Origin of the sequence: Streptomyces sp. NPDC050625, assembly GCF_040654755.1 — a bacterium.
Lineage (GTDB): Bacteria > Actinomycetota > Actinomycetes > Streptomycetales > Streptomycetaceae > Streptomyces.
Window position 1 is genome coordinate 119,704 of sequence record NZ_JBFAIQ010000012.1, and the last position, 16,025, is coordinate 135,728.

Below are 16,025 nucleotides of genomic sequence, written 5' to 3' on the forward strand. Positions count from 1 at the left end.
GGTCCGCCGATCCTTCCCGACGGCTCGGGTACGAGGCTCGGGCACGCCGGACTCCCGGCTAGTGGATGAGCGCGTTCGCCACCACCACGACCACCCCGAGCAGCGCGTCCCCCGCGCCGATCAGCACGGCCATGGGCTGGCTGCGGGCCGCCCAGCGTGCGGTGACCAGCCCCAGGACGAACAGGATGAGGATGTTCAGTACGAACGCCGGGTACTCGACCCCGCTCGCGGACCACCAGCCCCACCCGGCCCCCGCGAGGATGAAGACCGTGGGGATCACGGCCGCGACCAGCGGCCACTCGTCGGCCAGGATGCGCAGGATCTCCCAGCCCCGGTGCGGGCCCCGCTCGGCGACGTAGTGGGCGTAGCCGTGCGCGAGGGCGGAGGCGAACGCGGTCACCAGCAGCCAGAGGGCGTCGTAGCGACGGTCGGCCTGGGAGGAGTGGCCGTACTCGGTGAGCGCGGCGACCATCGCGCTGGCCAGTACGGCGCCGTAGACCCCGCCGAAGAGGACGGCTTCGCGGGTGCCGTGCGGGCGGGGCCCGGGGGCCTCCGTTGAGTCGTCCATGCTCCTTACGATCACCCGCGCCCGGCGGCGCCGCCACTTTGCTTCGCCCCGACGAAGTGTCCTCCCACCAGGCCCGATGCCCCACATTCTGTCGACGGCGCGGGCGCCGGCGCACTCGCTAGGGTCGCCTCATGACCCACAGCTTCGCTCTCCACATCCCCGACGCCGAGCTCGAACCCGAGCCCCTCGACCCGGAGCAGATCGTCTCCGGGTCGCCCGAGGTGACGGGAAAGGTGGTCTGGGAGTCGGAGGACGGCCGGCAGATCCGCGGGATCTGGCAGATCACCCCGGGGGTGGTCACCGACACCGAGGCGGACGAGCTGTTCGTCGTCGTCAGCGGCTCGGCGACGGTCGAGGTCGAGGGCGGGCCGACGCTGGAGGTCGGGCCCGGCGACATGGCCGTACTGCGCGCGGGCGACCGTACGACGTGGACGGTGCACGAGACGCTGCGCAAGGCGTACGCGATCAATCTGTGAGGCCGGGGGGCGCCGCGGTGGTGCCCCTGATCTCCAGGGTCGGTGCGGCGAGGTGGACCCGGCCCGCCGCCCCGGGCCGCTCGAAGCGGTCGAGGAGGCAGCGGGCGGCGCGCCGGCCGACCTCGTGCGGGGCCGTGTCGACGGTGGTCAGCCAGACGTGGCGCAGCCGGGCGATGCTCGTGTTGTCGTAGCCGGTCACCGAGACGTCCCGCGGCACCCGCAGCCCCAGCTCCTCGGCCGCCGACAGCGCGCCGACGGAGGCGATGTCGTTGACGGCGAGGATCGCGGTGGGCCGGTCCGGGCGGCTGAGCAGCCGGACGGTGGTGCGGTAGCCGCCCTCCTCCGTCATGTCGCTCGCCTCGATCCGCGCCTGGTCCGCCAGGCCGTGCGCCCGCATCGTCGCCTCGAAGCTGCGCCGGCGCAGCTCACCGACTGCGCCGTACCCGGCGATGTGCGCGATCCGGCGGTGACCGAGCCCGATGAGGTGCTCGGTGACGAGGCGCGCACCGGTCTCGTCGTCGCCCGCGACGACGTCCACGCCCGGCAGCTCCGGTTCGCGGGCGCCCGCGACGACGACCGGCATCCGCTCGGCGACCGCGCCGAGAACGGCCGGTTCGGGCAGGGTGCCGACCGCCACCAGGCCGTCCACGCCCAGGTCCAGGAAGGGGCCGGTGAGGTCGTCGCCAGTGCGGCGGTTCAGCCGGGCGTCGGCGAGCAGCATGTGCAGGCCGTTGTCCCGCAGCAGTGAGTTCAGGCCGTCGAGGAGGTCGACGAACCACGGGTTGCGCAGGTCGTTGAGGAGGACGCCGACGGTGCGGGTGCGCTGTTCGCTCAGGCTGCGCGCGGCCGCGTTCGGCCGGTAGCCGAGTTCACGTACCGCGCGCAGCACCGCCTCCCGCTTCTCGGGGCGCACCTGGTCCGAGCCGCGCAGCACCAGGGAGACCAGCGACTTGGACACGCCGGCCTGCTCGGCCACGTCGCGGATCGTCGGCGGTCTCATGACATGGACCGTTCCATGTGGTGGGCACGGTTGTCAAAGGGCTTGACACTTCGGAATTCGCCTCCCAGTGTGGCCTGGACAAGGAATGGACCGGTCCAACAACCGATCCAAAGAGGGCAAGGGGCTGTCATGGTGGATGCGCTCGGTGTCGCCGTCGTCGGATTCGGCTGGATGGGCCGCGTGCACACCCAGGCGTACGCCCGCGTCGCGCACCACTACCCGGGGCTCGCCCTGCGGCCGCGCCTGGTGACGGTCGCCGAGGAGGTGCCGGGCCGGGCCGAGGAGGCCGCCGGGCAGTTCGGGTTCGCCGCGACGACCCGCGACTGGCGCGAGGTGGCCGCGGACCCGCGCGTCCAGGCGGTCAGCATCACCGCCCCGAACTTTCTGCACCGGGAGATCGGCGTCGCGATGGCCGCGGCGGGCAAGCACATCTGGATCGAGAAGCCGGTGGGCCTGACCGGCGAGGACGCCCGCGCGGTGGCCGACGCGGTGGCCGGGGCCGGTGTGCACGGCGCCGTCGGCTTCAACTACCGCAACGCGCCCGCCGTGGAGGCCGCCCGCGAGCTGATCGCCTCGGGGGACATCGGCGCGGTGACACATGTGCGGATCCGGCTGTTCAGCGACTACGCGGCCCATCCCGACGGCGCCCTGACCTGGCGGTACGAGCGTGAGCGCGGTGGCAGCGGGGTGCTCGGGGACCTGGCCTCGCACGGCGCCGACCTGGCCCGCTTCCTGCTCGGCGACATCGCCTCGCTGACCGCCGACACCGCGGTGTTCGTGCCGCAGCGGGCCCGTCCGACGGGCGCCACCGCCGGGCACGCCCTCGCCTCCGGCGGTGAGCTCGGGCCCGTGGAGAACGAGGACTACGTCAACTGCCTGCTGCGGTTCGCCTCCGGCGCCCGCGGTGTCCTGGAGGCCTGCCGGGTCTCGGTCGGCGAGCAGAACAACTACGGCTTCGAGGTGCACGGCACCAAGGGCGCGGTCTTCTGGGACTTCCGCCGGATGAACGAGCTGGCCCTCAGCCGCGGCACGACGTACCAGGACCAGCCCGTCAGCACGGTGTACGTCGGTCCCGGCGACGGCGAGTTCGCCGCCTTCCAGCCGGGCGCGGCCAACGCCATGGGCTACGACGACCTGAAGGTCATCGAGGCGTACCGCTTCTTGCGCTCGATCGCCGAGGGCAGACCGTACGGCACCACCCTCGCGGACGCCGTGCGCAGCGCCGCCGTACTGGACGCGATGACGCGGTCCGCCGAGACGGGCGGTTGGGTCAACGTGCCGGCACCGTAGGCATGTTGTAGGGCGTGACCACCTGGATCGACGACGGCGCGACCGGTCCCGTGGGCGGTAGCGCGCCCTGGGCACGCATCACCAGGTGGCAGGCTTCGCGCAGGTCGTGGCGCAGGTCGTGGTGGAGCACGGCGGACAGGCGGTGCTCGCGCAGCAGCCGGGTGTTGTCGTGGTCGAGGTCGTGGGCGACGAACACGGCGCACTCGCGGCCCAGGTCCTCGAAGGCCCGCAGCGTCGCGATGTTGCCGCCGCCGATCGAGTAGACCGCCCGTATGCCGGGGTCGCGTTCCAGGGCGGCCCGGACGAGGTCGTACTGGGTCGCGTCCAGGCCCTGCCCCTCGGCGATCTCGACGAGCGCGCGCTCGGGGTGCCGGGCCCGCATGACGCCGCGGAAGCCCATCTCGCGCTCCTCCTCGTTGCGGAAGAAGCCGCTGCTGAGGCTGGTGAGGACATTGCCGGGACGGTCGCCGAGCCACTGCCCCATGAGGTACGCCGCGGTCGCGCCCGCGGCCCGGTTGTCGATGCCGACGTACGCCAGCCGGGCACTCGCGGGAAGGTCGGTCACCAGGGTCACGACGGGGATGCCCGCGGTGGCGAGCCGGCCGACGGCGGCCGTGACCTCGGGGACGTCCGGTGCCTTGAGGATCACGCCCTGGGAGCCCCGCCGTATGACCCGGTCCAGGGTCGCGACCAGCTCCGCCACCGGCCCGGTCTCCCGGAAGTGGAAGCGGGAGCGCAGCACGGCCGGGTGCAGCGACGGCAGCTCCGCCTCCAGGGCGGCGCGTACGGCCGTGGTGAACCGCTCCGGCGCCTGCATCACGATGTCGACCATGAACGTACGGCCGACCAGCCGCACCTGGGTGCGCTGCCGGTCCAGGTCGGCGATGGCCCGGCGGACCTCCTCGGCGGTGCTCGCCCGCACCCCTCCCCTGCCGTTCAGCACACGGTCCACGGTGGCCTCGCTGAGACCTGCCTGACGTGCGATCTCACGGATCGGGAAGGGATGGCCCACGGCGGCGCTCCTTGAGGGGTTTTTGATGGTTCGCTGCTGGTTGTTGGAGGGGTTTGTACTGACAACAATGACAGGGCCGCGGCGCAAGAGCTGAAAGGGCAAGCACATCATGGGACTTCTCGACGACAAGGTCGTCCTCGTCAACGGCGGCAGTCAGGGGGTCGGCGCCGCCATCGCCCGGGCCGCGGTCCGCGAGGGCGCCACGGTGGCCGTCACCGGCCGCCGCCCCGAGCCGGGCGAGGCACTGGTGGCCGAACTGACGGCGGCCGGCGGCAGGGCGATGTACGTGCAGGCCGACCTGTCGGACGCCGACCGGGCCAAGGCCTCCGTGGCCGAGGTGGTCGACGCGTACGGCCGGGTCGACTGCCTGGTCAACTCGGCGGGGCTGACCTCGCGGGGCACCCTGCTGGACACCACGCCCGAACTGTTCGACGCGCACATCGCGATCAACCTCAAGGCCCCGTTCTTCGCGATGCAGGCGGCGGTGGCCGACATGGTGGAGCGCAAGGCGCCCGGCACGATCGTCAACATCATCACGTCGTCGGCGCACGGCGGGCAGCCCTTCCTGGCCCCGTACGTCGCCGCCAAGGCCGGTCTGATCGGTCTGACCCGCAACGCGGCGCACGCCCACCGCTGGGACCGGATCCGGATCAACGGCCTGAACATCGGCTGGACGGCGACCGAGGGCGAGGACGCGACACAGCGGGCCTTCCACGACGCCGGGGACGACTGGCACGAGCAGGCCGCGGCCAGGCTGCCGATGGGCAAGCTGGGCCAGCCGGACGAGATCGCCGACTTCGTGGTCCTCCTGCTGTCGGACCGGTCGGGCGTGGTCACGGGTTCGGTGATCGACTGGGACCAGAACGTTCTCGGCGGCCTCGACTGACCCTTTCGCACCCTCCTCGCTCTTCGCTCTTCGCTCTTCGCACCAACCGCACCGCACCGTCCTAGGAGCTGCACCCTCATGCGTATCGGAATCCTCGGCCTCGGCCGCATCGGCGCCTTCCACGCCGAGACCCTGTCCGCACTGGACGCCATCGAGTCCCTCGTCGTCGCCGACCCGTTCGCACAGGCGGCCAAGGCCGCCGCGGAGCGGTTCGGGGCCGAGGTCGCGGACTCGCCCGAGGCGGTCCTGGCCGCCGGAGTGGACGGTCTCGTCGTGGCGGCGGCCACCGACGTCCACCCCGCCCTGCTCCTGGCCGGCGTCGAGGCCGGTGTCCCCGTCTTCTGCGAGAAGCCCGTCGCCCGCACGATGGCGGAGGGCGTCGAGGTGCTCAAGGCCGTCGAGGGCAGCGGCGTCCCGATCCAGATCGGCTACAACCGCCGCTTCGACGCCGGCTTCGTCGCCGCGCGGGCCGCCGTGCGCAGCGGCGAGCTGGGCAAGCTCCACACGGTCCGCTCGACGACGCTGGACCCGGCGCCGCCCCCGGCCGCGTACATCGCCGCGTCCGGTGGGATCTTCCGGGACTGCTCCGTCCACGACTTCGACATCATCCGCTGGGTGACCGGCCGCGAGGTGACCGAGGTGTACGCCGTGGGCGGCAACCGGGGCGCCGACTACATCAAGGACGCGGGCGACGCGGACACCACCGGGGCGATCCTCACGCTCGACGACGGCACCATCGCCGTGGTCTCCAACAGCCGCCACAACGCCCGGGGTTACGACGTCCGCATGGAGCTGCACGGCTTCCAGGACTCCATCGCCGTCGGCCTGGAGGACAAGCTCCCGCTGCGCTCGGTCGAGCCCGGTGTGACCTTCCCGTCCGGCACCCCGCACGACTTCTTCATGGACCGCTTCACCGACGCCTACCGCGCCGAACTCACCGCGTTCACCGAGGTCGTCGCCGGCACCCGGCCCTCTCCCTGCACGGTCGCGGACGCCCTGGAGGCCGGCTGGATCGCGGAGGCCTGCACGCTGTCACTGCACGAGCACCGCCCGGTGACGATCGAGGAGGTACGCGGCGCCTGACAGCGGGCCCCGGGTCCCCCGAAGGGGCCCGGGGCCGATCGGCCGAACCTCACAGGCAGTAGCGGACCATCCACTCGTCAGGGTCGTACGCGTCCCGCGCCGGATCCCGCGGTGCAGCCGGTCTCTCCTCCACGGTGTCCTCCGGGCGGACCCGCTCCGGCAGCGCGCCGAACCTGGCCCGGCGCAGCATGGCCTCGGCAGCGGCCGGTGTCTTCTCCTCGTGCTCCGTGTGCGTCAACTCGTCCTCCCCGTGCCGCGTTCCCGTCCCCGTCACCCTCCTGAACGTTCTCAGCGCGCCGCGGGTTCCGCCGGCAGGTTGAAGACATGGTTCGGGGAGATGATCGACGTGATCGCCTCGCCGAAGACGGTGCTGGGCTCCTGGCCCTTGTAGTTGATGTCGGTGTTGAGGAGGACGACCAGGGTCGCCCGGGCCGACGGCAGATAGACGGTCAGGGACTCGTAGCCGGGCAGGGAGCCGTTGTGCCCGATCCAGCCCTGGACGTCGAAGATGCCGAGGCCGTACCCGGCGCCCGGAATGGTGGTCGGCGGCGTGGTGAGCCGCTGCGCCTGGACCGCGGGGCTGATCAGGATCCCGCCGCCGGGCAGCCGGCCCGTGGCCACCGTGCGCGCCCAGACCCGCAGATCCTCCAGGTTGGAGATCATCGCCCCGGCCGCCCAGCCCCAGGAGGGGTTCCAGTCGGCCGAGTCCGTCACCTGGCCGGTCGCCGTCTGGTCGGTGTAGCCCTGCGCGTGCGGCCGCGGGAACTCGTTGCCGGTCGGGAAGAGCGTGTGCCTGAGGCCCGCCGGGTCCAGGATGTTGTGCTGGATGTAGTCACCGAGCGGTGTGCCACTGGCCTTCTCGACGACCAGACCGAGCAGGATCAGGTTGGTGTTGGAGTAGTCGAACTTCTCCCCCGGTGGGAACAGCACCGGGTGCCTGAAGGCGTAGTCGAGCAGTTCCTGCGGGGTGAAGGGCCGCTGCGGATCGGACGTCAGCGCCTTGAAGAAGCCGTCGTCCTCGGAGTAGTTGAAGAGCCCGCTGCGCATCCCGGCCAGCTGGCGCAGCGTGATCCTGTCCCCGTTCGGTACGCCGCTGACGTACTGGTCGATCGTGTCGTCCAGGCCCACCTTGCCCTGGTCGACCAGCTTCAGCAGCGCCGTCACCGTGAACGTCTTGGTCTCGCTGCCGATCCGCATGTAGAGGTCGGGGGTCATCGCGCGGTCGTTGGTCTTGTCGGCGACGCCGAAGGACTTCACGTAGCGGCCCTTGTCGGGTGTCCAGATCCCGACGGTCACACCGGGGACGTTCGCCTCCCGCATGACCCGCTGTACGGTCGCGTCGAGCTGCCGCCGCACGGCGGGCGTGAGTGCGCGGACGTCGCCGCCGGAGGGCGACGGCGAGGGCGGATCGGCGACCGTGGCGGCGAAGGGAGCCGAAGGGGGCAGGGCCACGGCGTTCGTGCCCGCGGCCGGCACCAGCAGCATCCCCACCGCGGCGACGACCACGGCCCCTTTGCGCGGTCGGGTCGAGGAGTGCGACATGGGCTCAACTCCCGGGTGAGGACGCATGCCCTGGACATCAGCATAGGAGTGCCCGCGTGCCGGCGCCTGTCGAAGACGGCGACGGCACGCGGGCACTCCCGCTCGGCGACGTGACGGACGGCTACGCTCCGTCACGGCCGCCCGTTCACGCCCCGCACGACCTCAGGAACTGCCGCGTGCGCACCGCGATGGGCAGCGGCTTGTCCGGCTCGCACGGGTACATGTCCTGCTCGACGATGGCGAACAGATCGACGCCGAGCTTCTGGGCCGCTTCCAGCACGGGCCCCAGCTCCGGTACGCCGGAGGGCGGCTCGCACATCACCCCGCGCTGCACCGCCGGGCCGAACGGCACCCCGTTCGCCACGACGTCCGCAAGGATCTCCGGGTCGACCTGCTTGAGGTGCAGATAGCCGATGCGTTCGCCGTACGTCTCGATGAGCTTGACGCTGTCGCCGCCGCAGTAGGCGTAGTGACCGGTGTCCAGGCAGAGGTTGACCAGATCGGAATCGGTCGCGTCGAGGAACCGCTCGACGTGCTCCTCGGTGTCGATGTGCGTGTCGGCGTGCGGGTGCACCACGATGTCGAGGCCGTACGTGTCCTTGACCTCGCGGCCGAGCCGTTCCATGCCCCGGGCGAGGTGGGTCCACTGTTCGGCGGTGAGCTCCGGCGGCTCCAGGACCTCGGCGGTCTTGTCGTCGCGCCAGAAGGAGGGGATCACCACCAGGTGCCCTGCTCCCATCGCCCGGGTGAGCTCGGCGACCTGGGAGACGTGCGCCCAGGTGGACTCCCAGACGGCGGGTCCGCGGTGCAGGCCGGTGAAGACCGTGCCCGCCGACACCTTCAGGTTCCGCTTGTTCACCTCGTCGGTGAGGCGGGCGGGGTCCGTGGGCAGATAGCCGTACGGGCCCAGTTCGATCCAGGAGTAGCCGGCCTCGGCCACCTCGTCCAGGAAGCGTTCCCAGGGCACCTGCTGGGGGTCTTCGGGGAACCAGACGCCCCAGGAGTCGGGGGCCGAGCCAACCCGGATGCGGTCGAGGTCGTTCGCCATGGTCAGGAGGTCCCTTCGGGGTGGGTCGCGACGGGTGCGGTGAGGTCCTTCTCCTCGGGGAGCTCATCGACGTCCACACCGCGCACCTGCGCGAGTTCGTGCTTGAGCGCGGCGAGTTCGGCGCCGCCGGCCATGTGGTTGGTCAGCTCCTCCAGGCTGACCTGGCTGCGGTCGGCGCTGAGTTCGAGGGTGCCCAGGCGCAGCACGCTGAAGTGGTCGCCGACCATGTAGGCGTGGTGCGGGTTGTGGGTGATGAAGATGACGCCGAGGCCGCGGTCCCGGGCGGCGGCGATGTATTTCAGCACGACACCGGACTGCTTGACGCCGAGTGCGGCGGTCGGCTCGTCCAGGATCAGGACGCGGGCGCCGAAGTAGACGGCGCGGGCGATCGCCACGCACTGGCGCTGGCCGCCGGAGAGCGTGCCGATGGGCTGTTCGAGGTCGTCGAGGACGATGCCCATGTTGCGCAGTTCCTGGTCCGCGGTCTTCTTCATGCGGTCGATGTCGAGACGGCGGATCGGCCAGGGGCCCTTGGTCATCTCGGAGCCGAGGAAGAAGTTCCGCCACACCGGCATCAGGGGCACGGTGGCCAGGTCCTGGTAGACGGTGGCGATGCCCTTGTCGAGGGCCTCGCGCGGGCTGGTGAAGCGCACCGGTACGCCGTCGACCAGGAAGTCGCCCTCGGTGTGCTGGTGCAGCCCGGAGACGATCTTGATCAGGGTGGACTTGCCGGCGCCGTTGTCGCCGAGGACGCAGGTCACCTTGCCGGGGAGGACCGTCAGGTCGACGCCGTGCAGGGCGCGGATGTTGCCGTACGACTTGCCCGCGTTGCGCAGTTCGACGATGGGGCGGTCCGTGTCGTCGGGCGCGGTGTCCTGGAGGACGGCTCCGTGGGTTCCGTTGGTCGTCATGAAGTCACCTCCGGGTCGCCGTGCGACTGACCCACAGATTGATGAGGACGGCGCCGAGCAGCATCACGCCCAGGAAGGCCTTGAACCAGTCGGGGTTCCAGCCGGCGTAGACGATGCCCTGGTTCACCATGCCGAACATGAAGGCGCCGAAGACCGGGCCGATGGCGGAGCCGTAGCCGCCGGTGAGCAGACAGCCGCCGATCACCGCCGCGGCGATGTAGATCAGTTCCTGGCCGACGCCCTCGCCGGACTGCACGGTGTTGAAGGAGAACAGGTTGTGCATGCCCATGAACCAGGCGCCGAAGCCGACGGTCATGAACAGCGTGATCTTGGTGAAGGCGACCGGGACACCGACCGCGCGGGCGCTGTCCTTGTTGCCGCCGACCGCGTAGATCCAGTTGCCGTACTTGGTGCGCAGCAGCACCCAGGTGGCGAGCGCGGCGAAGACCAGCCACCACACGACGGTGATCTTCACCTCGACGCCGCCGATGTCGAACGACGACGCGAAGATCTTCTTGGCCTGGTCGAAGCCGTCCATGTTGCTGATGTCGTCGGTGGCGACGTTGCCGGTGATCAGCTTGGTGACGGCCAGGTTCACGCCCTGCAGGATCAGGAACGTGCCCAGGGTGACCAGGAAGCTGGGCAGCCCGGTGCGCATCACCATCCAGCCGTTGAACGCGCCGACCCCGAGGGAGGCGATGAGGGCGACGATCACGCCCACCCACACGTTCATGGTCAGCTGGTAGCTGAGCATGCTCGCGGTGAGCGCCGAGGTGATCACGGCGACACCGGCGGACAGGTCGAACTCCCCGCCGATCATCAGCAGGGCCACCGGCAGGGCCATGATGCCGATGGTCGACGACTGGTAGAGCACGGTGGCCATCGAGCTGCCCTGGCGGACCGCGGGCGCCGCGATCAGGAAGAACACGAGCACGGCTACCGCGCCGAGGAAGACGCCCACTTCGGGCCGGGCCAACAGCCGCAGCGCCAGGGGGCGTTGGGCGGTACGGCCGTCGGTCGCCTTGGGGCCGGAGGCCGGCGGTGTGCCCACCGCCGGCCCAGCCTGTTGGGTCATGCTCATCACCGGGTGCCCTTCGCGGCGAACTGGGCGACCTTGTCGACATTGGTCTTGTCGACGAAGGCCGGGCCGGTCAGCACCGGCTGCTCCCCGCCGCCCATGTAGTTGCCGTTGTTCTTGTAGAGCCACAGGGAGTCGACCGCCAGGTAGCCCTGCAGGTAGGGCTGCTGGTCGACGGCGAACTGGATCGTCCCCTTGGAGATCGCGCCGGTCAGGTCCTTGTTGAGGTCGAAGGTGGCGACCTTCGCCTTGCTGCCCGCGTCGCCCACGGACTGGACGGCGGTCAGGGCGTAGGGCGCGCCGAGGGCGACCACGTAGTCGATGCCGCTGTCCTGCTTGAGCTTGGCGGTGATGGTCGACTTCACCGACGGCATGTCGGTGCCGTTCACGTACAGCGTCTCAAGCGTGCCGGAGAACGTCTTCTTCACGCCGTCGCAGCGCTGGGTCAGGCCGACGTTGCCCTGCTCCTGGATCACACAGACGGCCTTCTTGGCGCCTGCCTCGTTCAGCCGCTTGCCGAGCGCCTCGCCGGCCACGCCCTCGTCCTGGCCGAAGAACTGCATCAGGCCCAGCTTCTTCCAGTCGCTCACACCGGAGTTGAGGCCGACCACCGGTATGTTCGCGGACTTCGCCTTGTTCACGACGTCCTTCATGGCGTCCGGCTTGGCGAGGGTGATGGCGATGCCGTCGACCTTCTGGTCGATCGCGTTCTGCACCAGGTTGGCCTGGTTGCCCGCGTTCGGGTCGGCGGAGTAGACGAGCTTGATGTTGTCCTTGGCGGCGGCTGCCTCCGCGCCCTTGCGGACGATGTCCCAGAAGGTGTCACCCGGTGCCTGGTGGGTCACCAGCGCGACCGTCATCCGGGGAGTGGTGGCCTTGCCCGCGGAGGCGTTCGAACCGCCCTCTTCGGACTTCTTGCCGCCGGAGCTGCTGGAGCAGCCGGCGAGGGTGAGCGCCGCCGCGGCGGCCACGGCCACCACGGGGGCCAGTCTGCGGGAGCGGGAGTACGAAGAGCGGTCCATCTTTCCGGCACCTCACTGTGCGACGAGAAAAGGGGGCGGATCTACGGGGATCCGGGCCCGGCGCCGGGCGGCGGTCCGGGTCATGTGCTGTCTGTGTGTTGGGACGGGATCAAAGTCCCCCTCGCGCCCGCTGTCAATACTTTGTTAAGACATCATTTCACGCTCAGGTCCGAATGTAAGTACAAACCATTGACAGCACGACCCGACGGGACCTACACCTGAGCCCATGGCCAAGTCAGCATCCCAGCCCTTCGACCTGATCACGATGGGTCGTATCGGAGTTGATCTCTACCCGTTGCAAACAGGTGTACCCCTGGCCCGGGCGGAGCCGGACCTGGCGGCCATCCGCGAAATCGCGCGAGCCACCCCCGAACGGAGTCCGTCTTGACCCTCACCATCCCCGAGCTCGCCACCGTCAGGGCCCGGCACCCGGAGGCGATCGCCGAGGCGGCCGCCCGCCGGGTGCGCCGCCCCCTGCTCGGCGACGGCGGCCGCCTGATGATCGTGGCCGCCGACCACCCGGCGCGCGGCGCCCTGGGCGTCGGCGGCCGGGGACTGGCGATGGCCAACCGGAGCGACCTGCTGGAGCGGCTGTGCGTGGCGCTGTCGCGGCCCGGCGTCGACGGGGTGCTGGCCACCGCCGACATCCTGGAGGACCTGCTGCTGCTCGGGGCGCTGGACGGCAAGGTGGTCATGGGCTCGATGAACCGGGGCGGTCTGGCCGGTGCCTCCTTCGAGATGGACGACCGGTTCACCGGGCACCGCGCCGAGGACATCGAGCGGCTCCGCTTCGACGCGGGCAAACTGCTGCTCCGTATCGACTACTCCGACCCCGGCTCACTGGCCACGCTGGAGTCCGCCGCCCGCGCGGTGGACTCCATGGCCGCGCGCCGACTGCCGTTGTTCATCGAGCCGTTCATCTGCCGCAGGACCGGTGGCGTGGTCCGCAACGAGCTGTCCGCCGAGGCCGTGACCCGCTCCATCGCCATAGCCTCCGGACTGGGCGGCACCTCCGCCTACACCTGGCTGAAGCTCCCCGTGACCGAGAACCCCGACGACATGGCCGAGGTCATGGAGACCTCGACCCTGCCCGCCGTGCTCCTCGGCGGCGAGGTCGGCGACGACCAGGAGGGCGCGTACGAACGCTGGCGCAAGGCGCTGCGGCTCCCCACCGTCCACGGCATGGTCGTCGGCCGCTCCCTGCTCTACCCCGCCGAGGGCAGTGTGGAGCAGGCGGTGGACACGGCCGTGGGCCTGTTGTGACCCGGAGGCGACGATGAACAGCCCGTTCCACCTGCCGGCCGGCAAGGCCCTGGGCGGCCCGTACGCCGTGGACGTCTCACCCGAGACCGCGGGGTGGGGCTTCGCCGACCTGCGCGTGCTGGAGCTGCCGCCGGGCGGCTCGCACACCTTCGACACCGACGAGAGCGAGTGGATCGTCCTTCCGCTCAGCGGCGGCTGCACCGTCACCGCCGTCGACGAGTTCGGCCGGGACACCTTCCGCCTCGACGGCCGGGACAGCGTGTTCGCCGCCGTCACCGACTTCGCGTACGTGCCGCGCGACGCCCGTACGACCGTCACCTCGGCCGGCGGCGGGCGCTTCGCGCTCACCGGAGCCCGCTGCACCCGACGGCTGCCCGCCCGCCACGGACCAGCCTCCGGCGTGCCGGTGGAGCTGCGCGGCACCGGGAACTGCTCGCGTCAGGTCAACAACTTCGGTGCGGCAGCCCGCGCCGGAGGCGCTGACGGACATGGTTTCGAGTGCGACAGGCTCATCGCGGTCGAGGTGATCACCCCGGGCGGCAACTGGTCCTCCTTCCCGCCGCACAAGCACGACGAGCACCGCCCCGGCGAGGAGTCCGTGCTCGAAGAGATCTACTACTTCGAGTTCGAGGCCCACGACGGCACTCCGGGCCTGGGCTACCAGCGGGTCTCGCCGTCCGGCCGGGGCCGCGGCACCGACGTCCTGGCCGAGGTGCGTGACAAGGATGTCGTCCTCGTCCCGGACGGCTGGCACGGACCGTCCATGGCCGTGCCCGGCCACCACATGTACTACCTGAACGTCATGGCGGGGCCGGAGCCCGAGCGGGCCTGGCTGATCCGCGACCACCCCGACCACGCCTGGATCCGTGACACCTGGCCGGACCGGCCCGTCGACCCCCGTCTGCCGCTGTACACCGCACCCGAGAGGCCCTGATGAGCACGACCACTGTCCGCCTGACCGTCGCCCAGGCGCTGGTGCGGTTCCTGTCCGCCCAGTACACCGAGCGCGACGGGGTACGGCACCGGCTGATCGCCGGCACCTGGGGCATCTTCGGCCACGGCAATGTCGCCGGCATCGGCCAGGCGCTCATCGAGCACTCCGCTGCCATGCCGTACCACCAGGGCCGCAACGAGCAGTCCATGGTGCACGCGGCGGTCGGCTACGCCCGCCAGCTCAACCGCCTCTCCGCGCAGGCCGTGACGACGTCCATCGGCCCCGGCGCCACCAACCTGGTGACCGGCGCCGCCCTGGCGACCATCAACCGGCTGCCGGTCCTGCTCCTGCCCGGCGACTACTTCGCGAGCCACGCCCCCGATCCGCTGCTCCAGCAGCTGGAGCACCCGGTCGAGGCGGACGTCTCCGTGAACGACACCCTGCGCCCGGTGTCGCGGTACTTCGACCGCGTCACCCGCCCGGAAGCGCTGATCCCCTCCGCGCTGAACGCCATGCGCGTGCTCGCCGACCCGGCCGAGACCGGCGCCGTCACCCTCGCCCTGCCGCAGGACGTGCAGGCGGAGGCGTACGACTGGCCCGAGGAGTTCTTCACCGAGCGGATCTGGCGGGTACGGCGCCCCGCTCCCGACCCGGTCGAGCTGGCCGAGGCGGTCCGCGCGATCCGGGCCGCCGGGCGCCCGCTGATCGTCGCGGGCGGCGGAGTCCACCACAGCGAGGCCGAGGAGGCGCTGAAGTCCTTCGTGGACGCCACGGGCATCCCGGTCGCCTCCACCCAGGCGGGCAAGGGCTCCCTGCGTCACGACCACCCCGCCGACCTGGGCGGGATCGGCCACACCGGTACGGCGGTGGCCGACGACCTGGCCCGCACCGCCGACCTGGTCATCGGGGTCGGCACCCGGTACACGGACTTCACCACCGCCTCCGGCACCCTCTTCCAGCACCCCGGCGTCCGCTTCCTGGGCGTCAACATCACCTCCTTCGACGCCCACAAGCTGGCCGCGCGGACCGTGGTGGCCGACGCGCGGGCCGCCCTGGAGGCGCTCGGCGAGGCACTGGCCGGACACCGCGTGGACCCCGCCTACGAGGCCGAGTACCGGGTGGGCAAGGAGCGTTGGGACCAGGTGGTCGAGGCCGCCTACCGCGCCGACGACGAGGACGCCGTACCGACCCAGACGCAGGTGCTCGGCGCCCTCGACGCGGTGGTCGGCGACGACGACGTGGTGATCAACGCGGCGGGCTCCCTCCCCGGCGATCTGCACAAGCTCTGGCGGGCCCGCTCGCCGCGCCAGTACCACCTGGAGTACGGCTACTCCTGCATGGGCTACGAGATCCCGGCGGGCCTCGGCGTCCAGCAGGCCGCCCCGGACACCCTCGTGTGGTCCCTGGTCGGCGACGGCACCTATCTGATGATGCCGACCGAGATCGTCACCGCGGTCCAGGAGGGGCTGCCGGTCAAGCTGGTCCTGATCCAGAACCACGGGTACGCCTCGATCGGCGGTCTGTCCGAGTCGGTGGGCGGCGAGCGCTTCGGCACGGCTTACCGCTACCGCGTCGCGGACGGCACGTTCTCCGGCGCCCCGCTGCCCGTGGACCTCGCCGCCAACGCGGCCAGCCTCGGCATGGACGTCCTGCGTGCCAAGACCGTGCGGGAGCTGCGCGAGGCGCTCGGCACCGCCCGTGCCTCCGGCCGGCCGACCTGTGTCCATGTCGAGACCGACCCGTCCCCCACCGCTCCGCCCGCCGAGGCCTGGTGGGACGTGCCGGTCGCCGAGACCGCCTCGCGCGAGGCCGCCGTACGGGCCCGCAAGAGCTACGACCGCCAGGTCGCCGAGCGCCGCCGGCATCTGTGAACTCCCCCTGCGGCCCCGGCCTGCCCGGCCGCTCCCGATCC

At 71.2% G+C, this 16,025-nt stretch carries 16 protein-coding genes and 1 pseudogene; 8 read left to right on the top strand and 9 right to left on the bottom strand.

Annotated elements, in window-relative coordinates; translation table 11 throughout:
* Positions 1-58: 58 nt before the first annotated feature.
* Positions 59-568: a hypothetical protein gene (locus tag AB0I54_RS25785; RefSeq protein ID WP_363298514.1), complete on the bottom strand. Its 510-nt coding sequence runs from the start codon at positions 566-568 to the stop codon at positions 59-61.
* 131 nt (positions 569-699) lie between these two features.
* On the opposite strand from AB0I54_RS25785, the gene AB0I54_RS25790 reads away from it, so the two are divergent.
* A complete protein-coding gene (locus AB0I54_RS25790) occupies positions 700-1,044 on the top strand; it encodes a cupin domain-containing protein (protein ID WP_363298515.1) in 345 nt (114 codons plus the stop codon).
* Here AB0I54_RS25790 and AB0I54_RS25795 read toward each other — a convergent pair.
* Positions 1,034-2,044: a LacI family DNA-binding transcriptional regulator gene (locus tag AB0I54_RS25795; protein ID WP_363298516.1), complete on the bottom strand. Its 1,011-nt coding sequence runs from the start codon at positions 2,042-2,044 to the stop codon at positions 1,034-1,036. The two genes, AB0I54_RS25790 and AB0I54_RS25795, sit on opposite strands and share 11 nt — an antisense overlap.
* Before the next feature lie 129 nt (positions 2,045-2,173).
* Between AB0I54_RS25795 and AB0I54_RS25800 the strand changes: the two genes are divergently transcribed.
* Positions 2,174-3,334, top strand: a complete 1,161-nt coding sequence (locus AB0I54_RS25800; RefSeq protein WP_363298517.1) for a Gfo/Idh/MocA family oxidoreductase — start codon at positions 2,174-2,176, stop codon at positions 3,332-3,334.
* On the opposite strand, the gene AB0I54_RS25805 is transcribed toward AB0I54_RS25800, so the two are convergent.
* Positions 3,315-4,346: a LacI family DNA-binding transcriptional regulator gene (locus AB0I54_RS25805; protein ID WP_363298518.1), complete on the bottom strand. Its 1,032-nt coding sequence runs from the start codon at positions 4,344-4,346 to the stop codon at positions 3,315-3,317. The two genes, AB0I54_RS25800 and AB0I54_RS25805, sit on opposite strands and share 20 nt — an antisense overlap.
* Before the next feature lie 109 nt (positions 4,347-4,455).
* On the opposite strand from AB0I54_RS25805, the gene AB0I54_RS25810 reads away from it, so the two are divergent.
* Positions 4,456-5,232, top strand: coding sequence for an SDR family oxidoreductase (locus tag AB0I54_RS25810; protein WP_363298519.1), 777 nt, complete (start codon positions 4,456-4,458; stop codon positions 5,230-5,232).
* A 78-nt stretch (positions 5,233-5,310) separates the two neighbouring features.
* Entirely contained in the window at positions 5,311-6,315 is a 1,005-nt protein-coding gene (locus tag AB0I54_RS25815; protein WP_363298520.1) for a Gfo/Idh/MocA family oxidoreductase, read from the top strand.
* 49 nt (positions 6,316-6,364) lie between these two features.
* Here AB0I54_RS25815 and AB0I54_RS25820 read toward each other — a convergent pair whose 3' ends face one another.
* The 6 genes from AB0I54_RS25820 to AB0I54_RS25845 all read right to left on the bottom strand — a co-directional run bounded on the left by AB0I54_RS25820 (position 6,365) and on the right by AB0I54_RS25845 (position 11,916).
* Complete coding sequence (locus AB0I54_RS25820; RefSeq protein WP_363298625.1) at positions 6,365-6,553, bottom strand: hypothetical protein; 189 nt, start codon at positions 6,551-6,553, stop codon at positions 6,365-6,367.
* 50 nt (positions 6,554-6,603) lie between these two features.
* A complete protein-coding gene (locus tag AB0I54_RS25825) occupies positions 6,604-7,857 on the bottom strand; it encodes a serine hydrolase domain-containing protein (protein ID WP_363298521.1) in 1,254 nt (417 codons plus the stop codon).
* Between the two features lie 145 nt (positions 7,858-8,002).
* Positions 8,003-8,905 carry a sugar phosphate isomerase/epimerase gene (locus AB0I54_RS25830; RefSeq protein ID WP_363298522.1) on the bottom strand — a complete coding sequence of 301 codons (903 nt, stop codon included), beginning with the start codon at positions 8,903-8,905 and terminating at the stop codon, positions 8,003-8,005.
* A gap of 2 nt (positions 8,906-8,907) precedes the next feature.
* Positions 8,908-9,816, bottom strand: a complete 909-nt coding sequence (locus AB0I54_RS25835; protein WP_363298523.1) for an ATP-binding cassette domain-containing protein — start codon at positions 9,814-9,816, stop codon at positions 8,908-8,910.
* Between the two features lie 4 nt (positions 9,817-9,820).
* A complete protein-coding gene (locus AB0I54_RS25840) occupies positions 9,821-10,897 on the bottom strand; it encodes an ABC transporter permease (RefSeq protein WP_363298524.1) in 1,077 nt (358 codons plus the stop codon).
* Complete coding sequence (locus tag AB0I54_RS25845; protein WP_363298525.1) at positions 10,897-11,916, bottom strand: sugar ABC transporter substrate-binding protein; 1,020 nt, start codon at positions 11,914-11,916, stop codon at positions 10,897-10,899. Before AB0I54_RS25845 ends, AB0I54_RS25840 begins: the two co-directional genes overlap by 1 nt.
* A gap of 226 nt (positions 11,917-12,142) precedes the next feature.
* Here AB0I54_RS25845 and AB0I54_RS25850 point away from each other — a divergent pair.
* The 4 genes and pseudogenes from AB0I54_RS25850 to iolD all read left to right on the top strand — a co-directional run.
* A pseudogene (locus AB0I54_RS25850) lies at positions 12,143-12,244 on the top strand (5-dehydro-2-deoxygluconokinase); the annotation flags it as partial.
* Positions 12,245-12,300: 56 nt separating this feature from the next.
* The gene (locus AB0I54_RS25855) at positions 12,301-13,179 is read left to right on the top strand and encodes a deoxyribose-phosphate aldolase (RefSeq protein ID WP_363298526.1); all 879 of its coding nucleotides are present in this window, start codon (positions 12,301-12,303) and stop codon (positions 13,177-13,179) included.
* Between the two features lie 13 nt (positions 13,180-13,192).
* The gene (iolB, locus tag AB0I54_RS25860) at positions 13,193-14,113 is read left to right on the top strand and encodes a 5-deoxy-glucuronate isomerase (protein ID WP_363298527.1); all 921 of its coding nucleotides are present in this window, start codon (positions 13,193-13,195) and stop codon (positions 14,111-14,113) included.
* Complete coding sequence (iolD, locus tag AB0I54_RS25865; protein WP_363298528.1) at positions 14,113-15,984, top strand: 3D-(3,5/4)-trihydroxycyclohexane-1,2-dione acylhydrolase (decyclizing); 1,872 nt, start codon at positions 14,113-14,115, stop codon at positions 15,982-15,984. The genes iolB and iolD overlap by 1 nt, the downstream gene beginning before the upstream one ends.
* Positions 15,985-16,025: the final 41 nt, after the last annotated feature.

Coding starts and splice junctions, on each gene's coding strand:
- AB0I54_RS25845 (WP_363298525.1), bottom strand. CDS start 11,916: ATGGACCGCTCTTCGTACTCCCGCTCCCGCAGACTGGCCCCCGTGGTG.
- AB0I54_RS25825 (WP_363298521.1), bottom strand. CDS start 7,857: ATGTCGCACTCCTCGACCCGACCGCGCAAAGGGGCCGTGGTCGTCGCC.
- AB0I54_RS25785 (WP_363298514.1), bottom strand. CDS start 568: ATGGACGACTCAACGGAGGCCCCCGGGCCCCGCCCGCACGGCACCCGC.
- iolD (WP_363298528.1), top strand. CDS start 14,113: ATGAGCACGACCACTGTCCGCCTGACCGTCGCCCAGGCGCTGGTGCGG.
- AB0I54_RS25795 (WP_363298516.1), bottom strand. CDS start 2,044: ATGAGACCGCCGACGATCCGCGACGTGGCCGAGCAGGCCGGCGTGTCC.
- AB0I54_RS25790 (WP_363298515.1), top strand. CDS start 700: ATGACCCACAGCTTCGCTCTCCACATCCCCGACGCCGAGCTCGAACCC.
- AB0I54_RS25830 (WP_363298522.1), bottom strand. CDS start 8,905: ATGGCGAACGACCTCGACCGCATCCGGGTTGGCTCGGCCCCCGACTCC.
- iolB (WP_363298527.1), top strand. CDS start 13,193: ATGAACAGCCCGTTCCACCTGCCGGCCGGCAAGGCCCTGGGCGGCCCG.
- AB0I54_RS25835 (WP_363298523.1), bottom strand. CDS start 9,816: ATGACGACCAACGGAACCCACGGAGCCGTCCTCCAGGACACCGCGCCC.
- AB0I54_RS25840 (WP_363298524.1), bottom strand. CDS start 10,897: ATGAGCATGACCCAACAGGCTGGGCCGGCGGTGGGCACACCGCCGGCC.
- AB0I54_RS25815 (WP_363298520.1), top strand. CDS start 5,311: ATGCGTATCGGAATCCTCGGCCTCGGCCGCATCGGCGCCTTCCACGCC.
- AB0I54_RS25810 (WP_363298519.1), top strand. CDS start 4,456: ATGGGACTTCTCGACGACAAGGTCGTCCTCGTCAACGGCGGCAGTCAG.
- AB0I54_RS25800 (WP_363298517.1), top strand. CDS start 2,174: ATGGTGGATGCGCTCGGTGTCGCCGTCGTCGGATTCGGCTGGATGGGC.